The sequence below is a fragment of the Enterobacter sp. WCHEn090032 genome, from assembly GCF_003986875.1.
Lineage (GTDB): Bacteria > Pseudomonadota > Gammaproteobacteria > Enterobacterales > Enterobacteriaceae > Enterobacter > Enterobacter sichuanensis.
In genome coordinates, this window is the sequence record NZ_RXRN01000005.1 from 39,397 (window position 1) to 54,163 (window position 14,767).

The 14,767-nt window shown below is 53.8% G+C and carries 12 protein-coding genes; 4 read left to right on the forward strand and 8 right to left on the reverse strand.

The window, feature by feature from the left end:
* Positions 1-3: 3 nt before the first annotated feature.
* On the reverse strand, positions 4-2,898 hold the full coding sequence (locus tag EKN83_RS05665; RefSeq protein WP_126800490.1) for an autotransporter outer membrane beta-barrel domain-containing protein: 2,895 nt from the start codon (positions 2,896-2,898) through the stop codon (positions 4-6).
* 366 nt (positions 2,899-3,264) lie between these two features.
* On the opposite strand from EKN83_RS05665, the gene kefF reads away from it, so the two are divergent.
* The 3 genes from kefF (at position 3,265) to folA (ending at position 6,247) form a co-directional block, all read left to right on the forward strand.
* Positions 3,265-3,795 (forward strand): glutathione-regulated potassium-efflux system oxidoreductase KefF, encoded by a 531-nt coding sequence (gene kefF / locus EKN83_RS05670; protein ID WP_025758024.1) that lies wholly within the window; start codon positions 3,265-3,267, stop codon positions 3,793-3,795.
* A complete protein-coding gene (gene kefC, locus EKN83_RS05675; protein WP_047957730.1) occupies positions 3,788-5,653 on the forward strand; it encodes a glutathione-regulated potassium-efflux system protein KefC in 1,866 nt (621 codons plus the stop codon). Before kefF ends, kefC begins: the two co-directional genes overlap by 8 nt.
* A 114-nt stretch (positions 5,654-5,767) precedes the next feature.
* Positions 5,768-6,247, forward strand: coding sequence for a type 3 dihydrofolate reductase (gene folA / locus EKN83_RS05685; RefSeq protein WP_008502023.1), 480 nt, complete (start codon positions 5,768-5,770; stop codon positions 6,245-6,247).
* 39 nt (positions 6,248-6,286) lie between these two features.
* Here folA and apaH read toward each other — a convergent pair whose 3' ends face one another.
* The 6 genes from apaH to lptD are packed head-to-tail and all read right to left on the reverse strand — an operon-like array spanning position 6,287 to position 13,016.
* Positions 6,287-7,135, reverse strand: a complete 849-nt coding sequence (gene apaH, locus EKN83_RS05690; protein ID WP_025758022.1) for a bis(5'-nucleosyl)-tetraphosphatase (symmetrical) ApaH — start codon at positions 7,133-7,135, stop codon at positions 6,287-6,289.
* A 4-nt stretch (positions 7,136-7,139) separates the two neighbouring features.
* Positions 7,140-7,517 (reverse strand): Co2+/Mg2+ efflux protein ApaG, encoded by a 378-nt coding sequence (apaG, locus tag EKN83_RS05695; RefSeq protein ID WP_025758021.1) that lies wholly within the window; start codon positions 7,515-7,517, stop codon positions 7,140-7,142.
* A 3-nt stretch (positions 7,518-7,520) separates the two neighbouring features.
* Positions 7,521-8,342 (reverse strand): 16S rRNA (adenine(1518)-N(6)/adenine(1519)-N(6))-dimethyltransferase RsmA, encoded by an 822-nt coding sequence (rsmA, locus tag EKN83_RS05700; protein ID WP_025758020.1) that lies wholly within the window; start codon positions 8,340-8,342, stop codon positions 7,521-7,523.
* Positions 8,339-9,325, reverse strand: a complete 987-nt coding sequence (pdxA, locus tag EKN83_RS05705) for a 4-hydroxythreonine-4-phosphate dehydrogenase PdxA (protein ID WP_045284811.1) — start codon at positions 9,323-9,325, stop codon at positions 8,339-8,341. Before pdxA ends, rsmA begins: the two co-directional genes overlap by 4 nt.
* Positions 9,325-10,611 carry a peptidylprolyl isomerase SurA gene (gene surA, locus EKN83_RS05710; protein ID WP_047957733.1) on the reverse strand — a complete coding sequence of 429 codons (1,287 nt, stop codon included), beginning with the start codon at positions 10,609-10,611 and terminating at the stop codon, positions 9,325-9,327. Before surA ends, pdxA begins: the two co-directional genes overlap by 1 nt.
* Before the next feature lie 53 nt (positions 10,612-10,664).
* Positions 10,665-13,016 (reverse strand): LPS assembly protein LptD, encoded by a 2,352-nt coding sequence (gene lptD / locus EKN83_RS05715; RefSeq protein WP_126800491.1) that lies wholly within the window; start codon positions 13,014-13,016, stop codon positions 10,665-10,667.
* Between the two features lie 239 nt (positions 13,017-13,255).
* Between lptD and djlA the strand changes: the two genes are divergently transcribed.
* Complete coding sequence (djlA, locus tag EKN83_RS05720; protein ID WP_126800492.1) at positions 13,256-14,071, forward strand: co-chaperone DjlA; 816 nt, start codon at positions 13,256-13,258, stop codon at positions 14,069-14,071.
* A gap of 28 nt (positions 14,072-14,099) precedes the next feature.
* Here the strand turns inward: djlA and rluA are convergent, their stop codons facing one another.
* Positions 14,100-14,759, reverse strand: coding sequence for a bifunctional tRNA pseudouridine(32) synthase/23S rRNA pseudouridine(746) synthase RluA (rluA, locus tag EKN83_RS05725; protein WP_047957735.1), 660 nt, complete (start codon positions 14,757-14,759; stop codon positions 14,100-14,102).
* Positions 14,760-14,767: the final 8 nt, after the last annotated feature.

A 14,767-nucleotide genomic window follows, 5' to 3' on the forward strand; every position in this document is an offset into this window, starting at 1 on the left:
CGCTTACCAGCGGTGGTTCAACAGGATATGACCGCCATAGGCAGCATAACTGTTTTCATCCCATTCGCCGCTGGCCCGCAGAGAAACGGTGGTAGTCTCGTTCAAATTCCCGGTAACGCCCAGCTCTAGCTGGCCACGGTCTTCCGGCGTGTCGTTGCTGACAGTTTCACCGTTAAACGCCAGATCGTTTTGACCCGCGCCTTTCAGCCAGTTCACGGCAACGTACGGCTGCCAGGCTTTGACATCCTTCTGCTGGAAGTAGCTTGATTTGACGCCCAGACGACCAAACAGACCGTCGTTGTCCAGGGTTGTCACCCGGACGCCGTCACGGTCGGTATGGTTTTCCTGATCAAGGTAGCTGTAAACGATCTGCGCCTGAGGCTCGATTTTCCAGGTGCGCTCATTTTCTGAATCAATCACCCACGCATGACCCACTTCGACAGAGGCAGCGAAACCTTCACTGTCGTAATCTTCGTCATTACGGTTGCTGGTCACTTTATTGTTGTACCAGCTATAGGCGGCCCAGGTATCAATGTAGCTGCCAAGGCGTAAGTTCTGATCTTCCTGCCAGGTGGCGTATAAACCTGCATTGAAGCCGTCGACTTTACCCTGCGCATCACGCACATTGTGTCTGGCCTCCGAGTGGGTTTTTGCCTGACCCGCACCAAACATGCCGCCCGCCCGCAGGATACCGTTATCCAGTGGCTTGCTCATGAAATCGCTGCCTATCTGAAGCACGGTAGTGGTGGTGTCATAATTGACTCTGTCGCCACCTGCGTCGTTTTCATGATAGCGGCCCTTAACGTACATCCAGGTATTGAGGTTATCTTCATTGCGGAAGGTGATTTGATCGCGATCGTCGCGCTTGTGGAGGAACATGCTTTGAGCAGCAAGGTAGTTGCCTAAATATGCGCCGACTTCCGGAGCCATGACTTCAGGGTTATTGTTGCTGCCATTACCGCCGTTGTCTCCGTTACCGCCATTGTCACCATTGCCGCCGTTGTCACCGTTGCCGCCGTTGTCACCGTTGCCACCATTGTCGCCGTTGTCACCATTGCCACCGTTATCACCGTTATCTCCGTTATCTCCGTTATCGGGATCGTCAGCCGGATCGTCGGAGGGTGAAGCCTTCGATTCCAGATACCAGTTGCCATTACTGTGTTGATAAAGATTATATTCCCACGCGCCGGCAACGACGGGTTTGGCAAGCGTCAGCTGAGCTTCAGAGCTTCCACTCACGCTGACAATTTCCATGCCATTGACCGTTTGAGCGCCTAACCCACCCATATTGGAGACAGTAACGCCTGACTGCCCAAAGCTGCTGCCCGTAATCGTAAGATGATCGGTAGGTGCATCATCCGCGCCCAGCGTGCTGTTCAATACGATTTGGCTCCCCGCAGTGCCGGTATAATCTCCATTGATGGTAAAGTCATTGCCGACTGAATTATCCGCTGCGCTCAGTAAAAGCGTACCGCTGTTGGTCACGTTGCCGTTGATGGTATCCGCGCCCGAGTTGCGCAATGTCGGGTTGCCCTGAATGGCATTCCATGCAGCCAGCGTGCCGCCGCTAAGAATAGTGATGTTATCGTATACCGTCCCGGCCGTAGCAAACCTGGCTCCGCTCTGCACGGTCACCGTGGCATGACTGTTTTCAACGCCCAGGGTCGCACCGGACGCGACCAGCGTGGTGCCGCTATACAGGGTAGTATCACCGCTATAGCTGTTGTTACCGGTCAACGTCAGCGTATGCGAATCCCTTTTTTCAACACTCCCGCTGCCGGTCATGTTAGTGGTGAAGGTGAAATTATCACCCTGGTTGAAGATAACCGAGCCGTTATTCGTGAGTCCCCCACTCAGGTTTGCGACGCTTTCGCCATTACCCAATTGCAGAGCCGCATTTTCAGCGACCAGCGTGTTCCCCGCATTTGCGACGGTTCCAGCCAGGGTCAGATTGCCGCTATTGACCTGCAGTGAATCACCCGTGCCGATAATGTCGACATCACCAGTGAGCGTCCAGTCTTCCCCGTCCATAGCAAGAGAAGCGAAACCGTCACCTTCGTTTAGCCCAATAAAATTGCTGTCCTCGGCGCCGGTTCCCACCAGCCTTAGGATGTTCCCTTTTGAGAGGGTAGAAATGACATCACCTGACAGTGACGATCCTGTATTAAGCGTCAGTGTATTATGTTTGTTGCTGGCGAACAGGATTGCAGTACTACCGCCGCCAATTGAACCAGTATTAATGATCTCAATTTTGGATGAGCCCATGACGTTAATACCATTCTGATAACCATCAATAATACCACTATTGATAATTTTCGAGTTTCCGTCACTTAGGGCAATTCCATCATTTTGAGTGCCTTTGATAGAACCCTCGTTGTTAATTGGCGTGCCGATATTCACCAGCATACCCGTCTTGCCTTCAATAAGGCCTGTTGCGCTGTTTGAAATATTTACTGCTGAGGACTCTTCATCAATATAAATACCATTTTCAAAACCAATGATACTTCCATTGTTATTGAGTTCGCCCTGCATGGATTGAATGTTCACTGCGTTTGCGGTTGTTGAGGAAATAGTTGCCCCCTCCTCGTTGTTAATCACAACACGCTGTGCGTTAGTATTAATATCAAGTCCGTCCGCTTTTGCGGTGATTTTTCCTTTATTGGTGACAGAGGTAACGTCCATACCAGAAACAGTTACTGCGGCAACATTATCGAGAGAGGAAATCGTGACGTTTTTATTAATGATATATTCAGATTCTGAGGAAAAATCTTGCGGGACAGAAGTCGACTGATCAATGGTTGCTGCATGGATTATTATTGGCGTAAAAACTAACAGGACGGGAAATAACTTTCCCAGTAATTGGGTTGTCCTGTTTAATATGTGGTGTTTGTCACTCATATTCACATCCATTTAAAATGAAAGTTGAAGAACAAAGAAGTATGTTCTCTTTTAAAGAGAGTTGTTATTCGGAAAGGGGTTAAATTATTATATTTTCAATGGGTTATGTATACATCTATTTATTAAAATGCGATTTTAATTATTCTTAATATTTCATATGTGCAAATGAAAAAGAGTCATTTATTGGTGAGATTAATAAGATTAACGATGTTCAGATAAGTGCTGGCATAATCATGTGAATGGGGCGCCGTGAGTAGCAATACTTGCGTTTTGCATCTGCGATGCCAATCAACACTTTCAGCAGGCTGGTTAACTGTCTACACTCACACCTACAAGAGAGATAAGCCAGTCAACGCAGGCCCATTGATGATTCTGATAATTTACGCCCATCCTTATCCGCAACACTCGCATGCGAATAAGCGGATGCTTGAGCAGGTAAGGACGCTTGATAACGTAGAGATACGCTCCCTGTATCAACTCTATCCCGATTTTAATATCGATATCGCCGCCGAGCAGGAGGCACTTTCCCGTGCCGATCTGATCGTCTGGCAGCATCCCATGCAGTGGTATAGCACGCCCCCGCTTCTGAAACTGTGGATTGATAAAGTGTTCTCCCACGGCTGGGCGTATGGCCACAATGGCCATGCGCTAAAAGGGAAAAGCCTGATGTGGGCGGTCACCACCGGCGGCGGGGAAAGCCATTTTGATATTGGCACCTTCCCGGGGTTTGACGTCCTGGCGCAGCCGCTGCAGGCGACGGCGCTCTACTGTGGTCTGAACTGGCTCCCGCCATTTGCGATGCACTGTACGTTTGTCTGCGATGATGAAACGCTGCAGGCGCAGGCTCGTCATTATAAACAACGCTTACTTGAATGGCAGGAGACGCATCATGGATAGCCATACGCTAATACAGGCGCTGATTTACCTCGGCGCGGCGGCGCTGATTGTGCCCGTCGCGGTACGCCTGGGGCTGGGTTCTGTTCTTGGCTACCTGATTGCGGGCTGCGTCATTGGTCCGTGGGGCTTTCGTCTGGTGACGGATGCCGAGGCGATTCTCCACTTCGCTGAGATTGGCGTCGTGCTGATGCTCTTTGTGATTGGCCTGGAACTCGATCCGCAGCGCCTGTGGAAACTTCGCGCTTCGGTATTTGGTGGTGGGGCGTTACAGATGGTGGCCTGCGGCCTGCTGCTGGGTGGGTTCTGTATCCTGTTGGGAATGGACTGGAAAGTGGCAGAGCTTATCGGCATGACGCTGGCGCTCTCCTCAACGGCGATTGCCATGCAGGCGATGAACGAGCGTAATTTGACGGTTTCGCAGATGGGGCGCAGTGCGTTCTCAGTGCTGCTGTTCCAGGACATTGCCGCTATTCCGCTGGTGGCGATGATCCCGTTGCTGGCGGCCAGTGGGTCCTCGACGACGCTGGGCGCTTTCGCGCTGTCCGCACTGAAAGTGGTGGGTGCGCTGGCGCTGGTGGTTCTGCTTGGACGCTATGTCACTCGCCCTCTGCTGCGGTTTGTTGCCCGCTCCGGTTTACGCGAAGTGTTCAGCGCCGTGGCGCTGTTCCTGGTGTTTGGCTTTGGTCTGCTGCTGGAAGAGGCCGGGCTGTCGATGGCGATGGGGGCGTTCCTTGCCGGCGTTCTGCTGGCGAGTTCTGAATATCGTCACGCGCTGGAAAGCGATATCGAGCCGTTCAAAGGGTTGCTGCTGGGGCTGTTTTTCATCGGCGTGGGGATGTCCGTTGACTTCGGCACGCTGGTGACGCACCCGCTGCGGATTGTCATCCTGCTTGTCGGCTTCCTGGTTATTAAAATGGCGATGCTGTGGCTGATTGCGCGTCCGCTGAAGGTGCCGAATAAGCAGCGCAGCTGGTTTGCGGTTCTGCTGGGGCAGGGGAGCGAATTTGCGTTTGTGGTCTTCGGCGCAGCGCAGATGGCAAATGTTCTCGATCCGGAGTGGGCGAAAGCCCTGACGCTGGCGGTCGCCCTGTCGATGGCGGCGACGCCCGTTCTGCTGGTTGTACTGACGCGCCTGGAAAAATCGGGCAGCGAACAGGAGCGCGAAGCTGATGAGATCGACGAGGAGCAGCCGCGCGTGATCATCGCCGGATTTGGTCGCTATGGGCAGATCGTGGGCCGTTTACTGCTGTCGAGCGGCGTGAAAATGGTCATCCTCGATCACGACCCCGACCATGTCGATACCCTGCGTAAGTTCGACATGAAAGTCTTTTACGGCGACGCAACGCGTGTCGATTTGCTGGAATCTGCAGGCGCGGCAAAAGCCGAGGTATTGATTAACGCCATTGACGATCCGGAAACCAGCATGCAGATGGTGGAACTGGTCAAAGAACATTTCCCGGCGCTGACTATTATCTCCCGCGCCCGCGATGTGGATCACTATATCCGGCTGCGGCAGGCGGGGGTAGAAGCACCGGAGCGTGAAACGTTTGAAGGTGCGCTGAAATCTGGCCGTATGGCGCTGGAAAATCTGGGGCTCGGCGCGTATGAAGCGCGCGAGCGTGCAGACCTGTTCCGCCGCTTTAATACCGGGATGGTGGAAGAGATGGCGGCAATGGCTGGCAGCTCGGCCACGGAGCGCGCGGCCGTGTTCAAACGCACCAGTGCGATGCTGACGGAAATCATTAATGAGGACCGCAATCATCTGTCGCTGATCCAGCGTCACGGCTGGCAGGGCACGGAAGAGGGCAAGCATACCGGCGATCCGGCTGATGAGCCTGAGAGTAAACCTTCCGCGTGAAGTGGAGTTGCCAGCAATAATAAAAAATTTCTTTATCTTTACCCTACCGCCAGTCGACGAAAGATTAAGCTTTCCGTATAGTGGCGGCAATTTTTTGCATCCGGGAAATTTTCAATGATCAGTCTGATTGCAGCGCTGGCGGTGGACCGCGTTATCGGTATGGAAAATGCCATGCCGTGGAACCTGCCTGCCGATCTTGCATGGTTTAAACGTACTACGTTAAACAAGCCGGTAGTGATGGGCCGCCTGACCTGGGAGTCGATTGGTCGTCCATTGCCGGGCCGGAAGAATATCGTTATCAGTAGCCAGCCAGGCACTGACGATCGCGTCGAATGGGTAAAATCTGTCGACGAGGCGATTGCTGCGTGTGGCAATGCCGAAGAGATCATGGTGATTGGCGGTGGGCGTGTATATGAACAGTTCCTGCCAAAAGCGCAGAAGCTGTATCTGACCCACATTGATGCGGAAGTGGAAGGGGATACCCATTTCCCGGACTACGATCCGGACGAGTGGGAATCAGTATTCAGCGAATTCCACGACGCGGATGCTCAGAACTCCCACAGCTACTGCTTCGAGATTCTGGAACGTCGTTAAGTGATGTACCCTCTCCCGGTTGGGAGAGGGAATGACGTATCAGGAGGCAACGGCCTCGTCTTCCCCTAAGTCCAGCTGTCGGTTGGATGGCTGAACAAAGTAAGCTTTATCTTCCCAGCGCAGGCAGGTTAACTCTCCGCCCCAGCAGCATCCGGTATCCAGACCGTAGATCCCCTCCGGTGTCCCTTTTCCTTCCAGTGCCGCCCAGTGACCAAATACCACGCTGTACTCGCTTGTCACCGGCCCCGGAATGGCAAACCACGGCTTGAGCGGGGCTGGCGCGCTTTCCGGCGTCTCTTTGGAATACATGTCCAGCTGCCCGTTCGGGAAGCAGAAACGCATCCGGGTGAAGGCGTTGGTGATAAAGCGTAGACGAGCCAGGCCGCTGAGATCCTCGCTCCAGTGGTTCGGCATATCGCCGTACATGGCATCAAGGAAGAAAGGATAGGAGTCGCTCGCCAGCACCGCCTCCACGTCACGCGCACAGGTTTTCGCCGTCTCCAGATCCCATTGTGGCGTGATCCCGGCATGCGCCATGACCAGCTTTTTCTCTTCGTCGATCTGCAGCAAGGGCTGACGACGCAGCCAGTTAATCAGATCGTCGGCGTCCGGCGCATCCAGCAGCGGAGTGAGGCGATCTTTAGGCTTGTTGCGACTGATCCCGGCGAAGACCGCCAGCAGATGCAGATCGTGATTGCCCAGCACCATGCGTACACTGTCGCCGAGTGATTTTACGAAGCGCAGAACCTCCAGTGAGCCAGGGCCACGCGCGACCAGATCGCCCGTCAGCCAGAGCGTGTCCTGCCCTGGCGTAAAGTCGACCTGTTTTAATAATGCGATCAGTTCATCGTAGCAACCGTGAACGTCGCCAATCAGATATGTAGACATTAGATTAATGAATGAGTGTTGTAACGGCGAGACGGAACACAGGAATGGCAACGCGGAATCCATTGCCATCGACGTCGACCATTTCATAATGGCCTTGCATGGTACCCATCGGCGTTTCAATCACTGCACCGCTGGTGTACTGATACTCTTCACCAGGGGCGATGTGGGGTTGTTCACCGACCACACCCTCTCCCTGAACTTCGATTTCGCGGCCATTGCCGTTGGTAATAAGCCAGTAGCGCCCACGCAGCTGCACGGGCACCCGCCCCAGATTACGAATGGTCACAGTGTAAGCAAAGACAAAACGTTCTTCATCCGGCGAGGATTGCGATTCAACATAGACGCTTTGTACATGGACACATACGCGGGGCGAATCAATCATGGCTTAACTCTCCTTCGGCGGCGCATTTTCGCTGATGTAATTAGCCAGCTTGCAGTACTGCTCTACGGAAATATTTTCCGCACGCATTGCCGGGTCGATCCCCAGTTCCGCTAACACCTCAACGGTGAACGAATTGCTCAGACTGTTGCGGATCGTTTTCCGGCGCTGATTAAAGGCTTCTGTGGTGATGCGGCTCAGTACACGCAGATCTTTTACCGGGTACGGTTTCGTTTTATGCGGCACCAGGCGTACAACCGCAGAATCCACTTTCGGTGGTGGCGTAAAGGCGGATGGCGGAACTTCGAGAACCGGGATCACGTTGCAGTAATATTGCGCCATCACGCTTAAACGACCATACGCTTTACTGTTCGGGCCTGCAACCAGACGGTTCACAACCTCTTTTTGCAACATGAAGTGCATGTCGGCAATGGCATCAGTATAGCTAAACAGGTGGAACATCAGCGGGGTGGAAATGTTGTACGGCAGGTTGCCGAACACGCGCAGCGGCTGACCCATTTTCTCCGACAGCTCGCCAAAGTTCATGGTCATGGCATCCTGCTGATAAATGGTCAGCTTCGGCCCAAGGAACGGGTGCGTTTGCAGGCGTGCGGCCAGATCGCGGTCCAGTTCGATGACGGTCAGTGCGTCAAGGCGTTCGCCGACCGGCTCGGTCAGCGCGGCAAGGCCCGGGCCGATTTCGACCATCGCCTGACCTTTTTGCGGGTTAATAGCCGAGACAATGCTTTCGATCACGAACTGATCGTTAAGGAAGTTTTGCCCGAAACGTTTACGGGCTAAGTGGCCCTGATGGACTCGATTAGTCATTGAGTATTAACAATCATTTTGATGGCGAGATTAAGCGCCGTAATAAAACTGCCGACATCCGCTTTCCCCTGGCCTGCCAGATCCAGCGCAGTACCGTGGTCAACGGACGTTCGAATAAAGGGTAAACCGAGAGTGATATTCACCCCGCGGCCAAAGCCCTGGTATTTTAGCACGGGCAGGCCTTGATCGTGGTACATCGCGAGCACGGCGTCGGCATTATCCAGGTATTTCGGCTGGAAAAGGGTATCAGCAGGCAGCGGCCCGCTTAAGTGCATCCCTTTTGCGCGCATTTCTTCAAGGACCGGAATAATGGTGTCGATCTCTTCGGTACCCATATGCCCGCCTTCACCGGCGTGCGGATTCAGGCCGCAGACCAGAACGTGCGGCTGCTTGATGCCGAATTTGGTTTGCAGATCATGATGCAGGATCCCGATGATCTCCCGCAGCAGTTCCGGGGTAATGGCATCCGGAATGGCTCTGATGGGCAGATGGGTTGTGACAAGCGCAACACGCATCGCCTCCGTTGCCAGCATCATGACGACTTTCGGGCTGTGCGAGCGCTCTTCAAAAAACTCCGTATGCCCGGTAAAGGGAATACCCGCTTCGTTAATGACGCCTTTGTGGACCGGGCCGGTAATCAGGGCGGCAAATTCACCCTTCAGACAACCGTCGCAGGCGCGCGCAAGCGTTTCAACGACATAGTGGCCGTTTTCCGTGCTGAGCTGGCCCGGAATAACAGGCGTACGCAGGGGAACAGGAAGGAGCGTGAGCGTACCGGCTTGCTGTGGTGCAGGCTGTTGACCTTCAACGTAGGGGATGAGCGTTAAAGGCAGACCGAGCAGCGTTGCCCGGTCTTGTAACAGTGTTGCATCAGCGCAAACGACCAGCTCTACCGGCCAGCTGCGCTGGGCAAGCTGAACGACGAGGTCAGGCCCAATCCCGGCGGGTTCGCCGGGCGTGATCACAACACGATGCTGTTTCATTAGTTGCTCAGAATTTTTACGTAAGCGCTGGCGCGTTGTTCCTGCATCCAGGTTGCCGCTTCTTCAGAGAACTTACGGTTAAACAGCATACGGTAGGCTCTGTCTTTCTGCGCCGCATCGGTTTTATCCACGTTACGGGTGTCCATCAGCTCGATAAGGTGCCAGCCAAATGAAGAGTGTACTGGCGCACTGATCTGGCCTTTGTTCAGCTTCATCAGGGCATCACGGAACGCAGGATCGTAAATATCTGCAGCCGCCCAACCCAAATCGCCGCCCTGGTTAGCAGAGCCGGGATCCTGAGAGAACTCTTTTGCCGCATTTGCAAACGAGGTTTTACCGCTCTTAATGTCAGCAGCAATCTGCTCAAGCTTTGCACGTGCCTGATCGTCAGTCATGATCGGTGACGGTTTCAGAAGAATGTGGCGAGCATGCACTTCGGTGACGGAAATACTCTGGCTCTGTCCACGCAGATCGTTCACTTTCAGAATATGGAAGCCCACACCTGAACGGATTGGACCGACGATATCACCTTTCTTCGCGGTGCTCAGTGCCTGAGCGAAGATGGAAGGCAGCTCCTGAATACGACCCCAGCCCATCTGGCCGCCTTTCAGCGCCTGCTGGTCAGCGGAGTAGGTAATGGCCAGCTTGCCGAAGTCACCGCCATTACGCGCCTGCTCTACAATGGAACGCGCCTGGCTTTCGGCTTCTGCAGCCTGGTCGGAGGTTGGATTCTCAGGAAGCGGGATCAGAATGTGGCTCAGGTTAAGCTCTGTACTGGCGTCATTCTGGTTGCCCACCTGTTTTGCCAGCGCGTCCACTTCCTGCGGCAGGATCGTGACGCGGCGGCGCACTTCATTGTTACGCACTTCCGAAATCAGCATCTCTTTACGGATCTGGTTACGGTAGGTGGCATAGCTGATTCCGTCATAGGCCAGACGGCTGCGCATCTGGTCTAAAGACATATTGTTCTGCTTCGCGATGTTAGCGATGGCCTGATCGAGTTGCTCGTCAGTGACCTTCACGCCCATTTTCTGACCCATCTGCAAAACGATCTGATCCATGATCAGACGCTCCAGGATCTGGTGGCGCAATGTGGCGTCATCCGGCAGCTGCTGACCTGCTTCGCCGGAATTGAGCTTCACCGATTTCATCAGACCGTCAACGTCACTTTCGAGTACAACGCCGTTGTTAACCACAGCGGCGACTTTATCAACAACCTGGGGGGCCGCGAAGCTGGTATTCGCAACCATAGCGACACCGAGCAGCAGCGTTTTCCAGTTCTTCATACTTTTTCCATTTCAATTAACCGCAAAGCGGATTACGTTGCAAATCAAGCACATTACAAGGAACTGCGGTAAGGCAGAATGTTCGAGCGCAGCATCTGCTGCGTGCCCAGGCCATAGTTGGAGCTCAGGCCGCGCAGTTCGACATTGAAGCCAATCACGTTATCGTATTTGCTCTGATTGTTGTCAGTATTCCAGCCGTTAAGCTTACGTTCGTAACCGACGCGCAGCGCGTAGCAGCAGGAGTTATATTGCAAACCGACCATCTGGTCGGCAGGCTTACTGGTATTGGTGTCAAAGTAGTAAGCACCTACGATTGACCAACGGTCGGCGATAGGCCAGCTTGCTGCGCCACCGACCTGCGAAATACCGTCTTTATACTGTTCTCTGTTCGCATAGTCTGGCAATGTCGCCTGGATATATTCCGGGCTGGCATAACGGTACGTCAGCTGCACCATACGGTCTTCATCACGACGGTACTCAATTGCCGCACTGCTGGTCGCAATGTTGTCGAGACGCGTATCGTACTGCAGCCCACCGCGTAAGCCCCAGCGGTCCGTCATGCGCCAGTAGGTATCGCCCGCCCAGACCAGGGAACCGGTCTTGTTGTCTTTCTCCCAGTTAATGTTGTCATCACCGGTGCGAGACTCGGTGAAATAGTAGATTTGACCAACAGAAACGTTAAAACGTTCAACGGCAGCGTCATCATATACGCGCGTTGTGACACCGGTCGTTAACTGGTTAGCGGAGGCAATACGGTCAAGACCGCCGTAGGTACGGTCACGGAACAGGCCGCTGTAGTCAGACTGCAGGAAGGACGAGTCGTAGTTCTGGATTTTGCTCTGGTCGCGATACGGCACGTAGAGATACTGCATCCGCGGTTCCAGCGTTTGCGTATAGCCATCAGCCAGTAACCCCATATCACGTTCAAAGATCAGCTTACCGTCCATTTTAAATTGCGGAAGGGTACGGTTAACCGATTCCTGAAGATCGGTGTTGTTACTGGCGTTGTAATCATCCACATTTTTCTGCTGATAGTGTGTCGCCATCAGCTTGGCTTCTGTGTTCAGGCTTGCCCAGTCGTTAGACCACGGCAGGTTGATGGTCGGCTCCAGGTGGATACGCGTGGCTTCCGGCATATCCGAGTTGGTATTCACGAAATGGACCGCCTGCGCGTAAACGCGGGTGTCAAATGGCCCAACATCGTTCTGGTACCAGTTCACATCCAGCTGCGGCTCTGCGCCGTAAGTGCTTCGCGTCTGGGTACTAAAGACCTGGAACTGTTTCGTTGAGACCGTGGCGTTAAAGTTTTGAATAGCATAGCCAACGCTGAATTTCTGCGTCGCATAACCATCGGTACTTGAATAGTATTTGGAGTCAAAGTCGTTGAAGTAGTAAGGATCGCTGACCTTGGTGTAGTCGACGTTAAAACGCCAGACCTGATCCATCACACCCGCATGGCGCCAGTAGTACAACCAACGGTGTTTGTCCCCTTCGGTCGGATGCTCATCCTGGAAGACTTTATCTGACGGCAGATAATCGAGCTCCATCAGGCCTGCACCCGCCTGGGTCAGGTAGCGGAACTCGTTCTCCCACATGACGTTGCCGCGCTTATGGATATAATGCGGCGTGATGGTCGCGTCCATGTTGGGCGCGATGTTCCAGTAATACGGCAGGTAGAACTCAAAATAGTTCGAGGTGCTGTATTTGGCATTCGGGATCAGGAAGCCTGAGCGACGTTTGTCACCGACAGGAAGCTGCAGATAAGGGCTGTAGAAAACGGGCACCGGACCCAGCTTGAAGCGGGCATTCCAGATCTCCGCGACCTGCTCTTCACGGTCGTGGATAACCTCGCTTCCGACCACGCTCCAGGTATTAGAACCCGGCAGACAGGAGGTAAAGGAGCCATTTTCCAGGATCGTATAACGGTTTTCACCGCGCTGTTTCATCAGGTCTGCATTACCACGCCCCTGACGACCCACCATCTGGTAATCACCTTCCCAGACGTTAGTGTCTTTGGTGTTCAGGTTTGACCAGGCTTTCGGACCTTTCAGGATGACCTGATTGTCGTCATAGTGCACATTACCCAGCGCATCCACCGTTCGTACCGGCTCGGCCGCACCTTCCGGCTGCTTCTGGTGCAACTGCACTTCATCTGCCTGCAGGCGGCTGTTGCCCTGGTTAATATCCACATTGCCCGTAAACGTGGCATTGTCAGGATAGGTACCTTTCGTACTGTCGGCAGTAATGGTTACCGGCAAGCTATTTGTATCGCCCTTCACCAGTGGACGATTATAGCTTGGGACGCCAAGCATACATTGCGAGGCGAGATCGGCCGCCAGCCCCTGTTGACTGTACAGGGCGGAGCCAATCATTGTGGCCAGGAGGGTGGGGATACGTTTTTTCATACGTTGTATTTTATTGTTCCGTCATCAGTGGCTACGGCTTACAAACGCTCAGAGACTATCTTACTCATCTGCGCAGTACCAGCGTTAATCCTGCCTGTTTGCGTGCCAGAGTGTTAGGCTCGCTATCGAATGACGAGTATGATAAAGCAAATTATAGGCGATGTCCTTCAATTGACCGTGACTTGAACACAGTGATGATGACGTTGCGTCGGCAAGGAATATGACTATCCGGGGAGTATATGCAGTATTGGGGTAAAATAATCGGCGTTGCGTTCGCCATCATCATGGGTGCCGGGTTCTGGGGAATCGTGCTTGGGCTGATTATCGGGCATATGTTTGATAAGGCGCGCAGCCGCAAAATGGCCTGGTTTGCCAATCAGCGCGAGCGTCAGTCGCTCTTTTTCTCCACCACCTTTGAGGTCATGGGGCACTTAACCAAATCCAAAGGACGTGTGACAGAAGCCGATATTCAGATTGCCAGCGTCTTTATGGATCGCATGAACCTGCATGGTGACTCCCGTCTGGCAGCGCAAAATGCGTTTCGCATCGGCAAATCGGACAACTATCCGCTGCGTGAAAAAATGCGTCAGTTCCGCAGCATCTGCTTTGGTCGCTTTGATTTAATTCGGATGTTTCTGGAAATCCAGATTCAGGCGGCCTTCGCCGACGGTTCCCTGCACCCCAATGAACGCGACGTGCTGTACGTCATTGCGGAAGAGCTGGGTATCTCCCGTATGCAGTTCGACCAGTTCCTGCGCATGATGCAGGGCGGGGCACAGTTTGGCGGCGGTTATCACCAGCAGTCGTCTGGCGGCACCTGGCAGCAGGCGCAGCGTGGCCCGACGCTGGAAGATGCTTGCAACGTACTTGGCGTGAAGCCCATGGATGATGTCACCACTATTAAACGTGCCTATCGCAAGCTGATGAGTGAACATCACCCGGACAAGCTGGTCGCGAAAGGTTTACCGCCGGAGATGATGGAGATGGCGAAGCAAAAAGCGCAGGAAATCCAGAAGGCCTACGAGCTCATTAAAGAGAAGAAAGGTTTCAAATAAAAAAAGCCCGACGATGTCGGGCTTTTTTTTAGAAGTCCACCGGGGCTTTAAACGTCATCGCGTTACCGAAGGCCGGATGGGTGATGGTGAGCGTCTGCGCATGGAGCTGAAGACGTGGCGCTAACGCCAGCGCCTCAGGCGGGGCGTAAAACCGGTCGCCCAGAATCGGATGTCCCAGAGCGAGCATATGCACGCGCAGCTGATGTGAACGTCCGGTAATCGGTTTAAGCAGGACGCGCGCAGTGTTATCCGTCGCGTACTCCAGCACTTCATACTCAGTCTGCGCGGCCTTGCCGGTTTCATAGCACACCTTCTGCTTTGGCCGGTTCGGCCAGTCGCAAATCAGCGGTAAATCCACCAGCCCTTCCGCCTGCGCGGGATGACCCCAGACGCGGGCGACATACTGCTTTTTCGGCTCACGCTCGCGGAACTGGCGTTTTAACTCGCGCTCCGCGGCTTTATTCAGCGCCACCACAATCACGCCGCTGGTGGCCATGTCCAGGCGATGGACGGACTCCGCCTGAGGATAATCACGCTGAATACGCGTCATCACGCTGTCTTTGTGCTCATCCAGACGCCCCGGTACGGACAACAGGCCGCTGGGCTTGTTGACCACCATAATATGCTCATCCTGATACAGAATGACCAGCCAGGGATCCTGCGGCGGATTGTACGGCTCCATCACCATCTTGCGCT

Excerpts from the sequence above, each read along its gene's own strand:
- rluA (WP_047957735.1), bottom strand. The coding sequence starts at position 14,759 with ATGGTGATGGAGCCGTACAATCCGCCGCAGGATCCCTGGCTGGTCATT.
- apaH (WP_025758022.1), bottom strand. The coding sequence starts at position 7,135 with ATGTCTACATATCTGATTGGCGACGTTCACGGTTGCTACGATGAACTG.
- apaG (WP_025758021.1), bottom strand. The coding sequence starts at position 7,517 with ATGATTGATTCGCCCCGCGTATGTGTCCATGTACAAAGCGTCTATGTT.
- kefF (WP_025758024.1), top strand. The coding sequence starts at position 3,265 with ATGATTCTGATAATTTACGCCCATCCTTATCCGCAACACTCGCATGCG.
- surA (WP_047957733.1), bottom strand. The coding sequence starts at position 10,611 with ATGAAGAACTGGAAAACGCTGCTGCTCGGTGTCGCTATGGTTGCGAAT.
- rsmA (WP_025758020.1), bottom strand. The coding sequence starts at position 8,342 with ATGACTAATCGAGTCCATCAGGGCCACTTAGCCCGTAAACGTTTCGGG.
- pdxA (WP_045284811.1), bottom strand. The coding sequence starts at position 9,325 with ATGAAACAGCATCGTGTTGTGATCACGCCCGGCGAACCCGCCGGGATT.
- kefC (WP_047957730.1), top strand. The coding sequence starts at position 3,788 with ATGGATAGCCATACGCTAATACAGGCGCTGATTTACCTCGGCGCGGCG.
- EKN83_RS05665 (WP_126800490.1), bottom strand. The coding sequence starts at position 2,898 with ATGAGTGACAAACACCACATATTAAACAGGACAACCCAATTACTGGGA.
- folA (WP_008502023.1), top strand. The coding sequence starts at position 5,768 with ATGATCAGTCTGATTGCAGCGCTGGCGGTGGACCGCGTTATCGGTATG.
- lptD (WP_126800491.1), bottom strand. The coding sequence starts at position 13,016 with ATGAAAAAACGTATCCCCACCCTCCTGGCCACAATGATTGGCTCCGCC.
- djlA (WP_126800492.1), top strand. The coding sequence starts at position 13,256 with ATGCAGTATTGGGGTAAAATAATCGGCGTTGCGTTCGCCATCATCATG.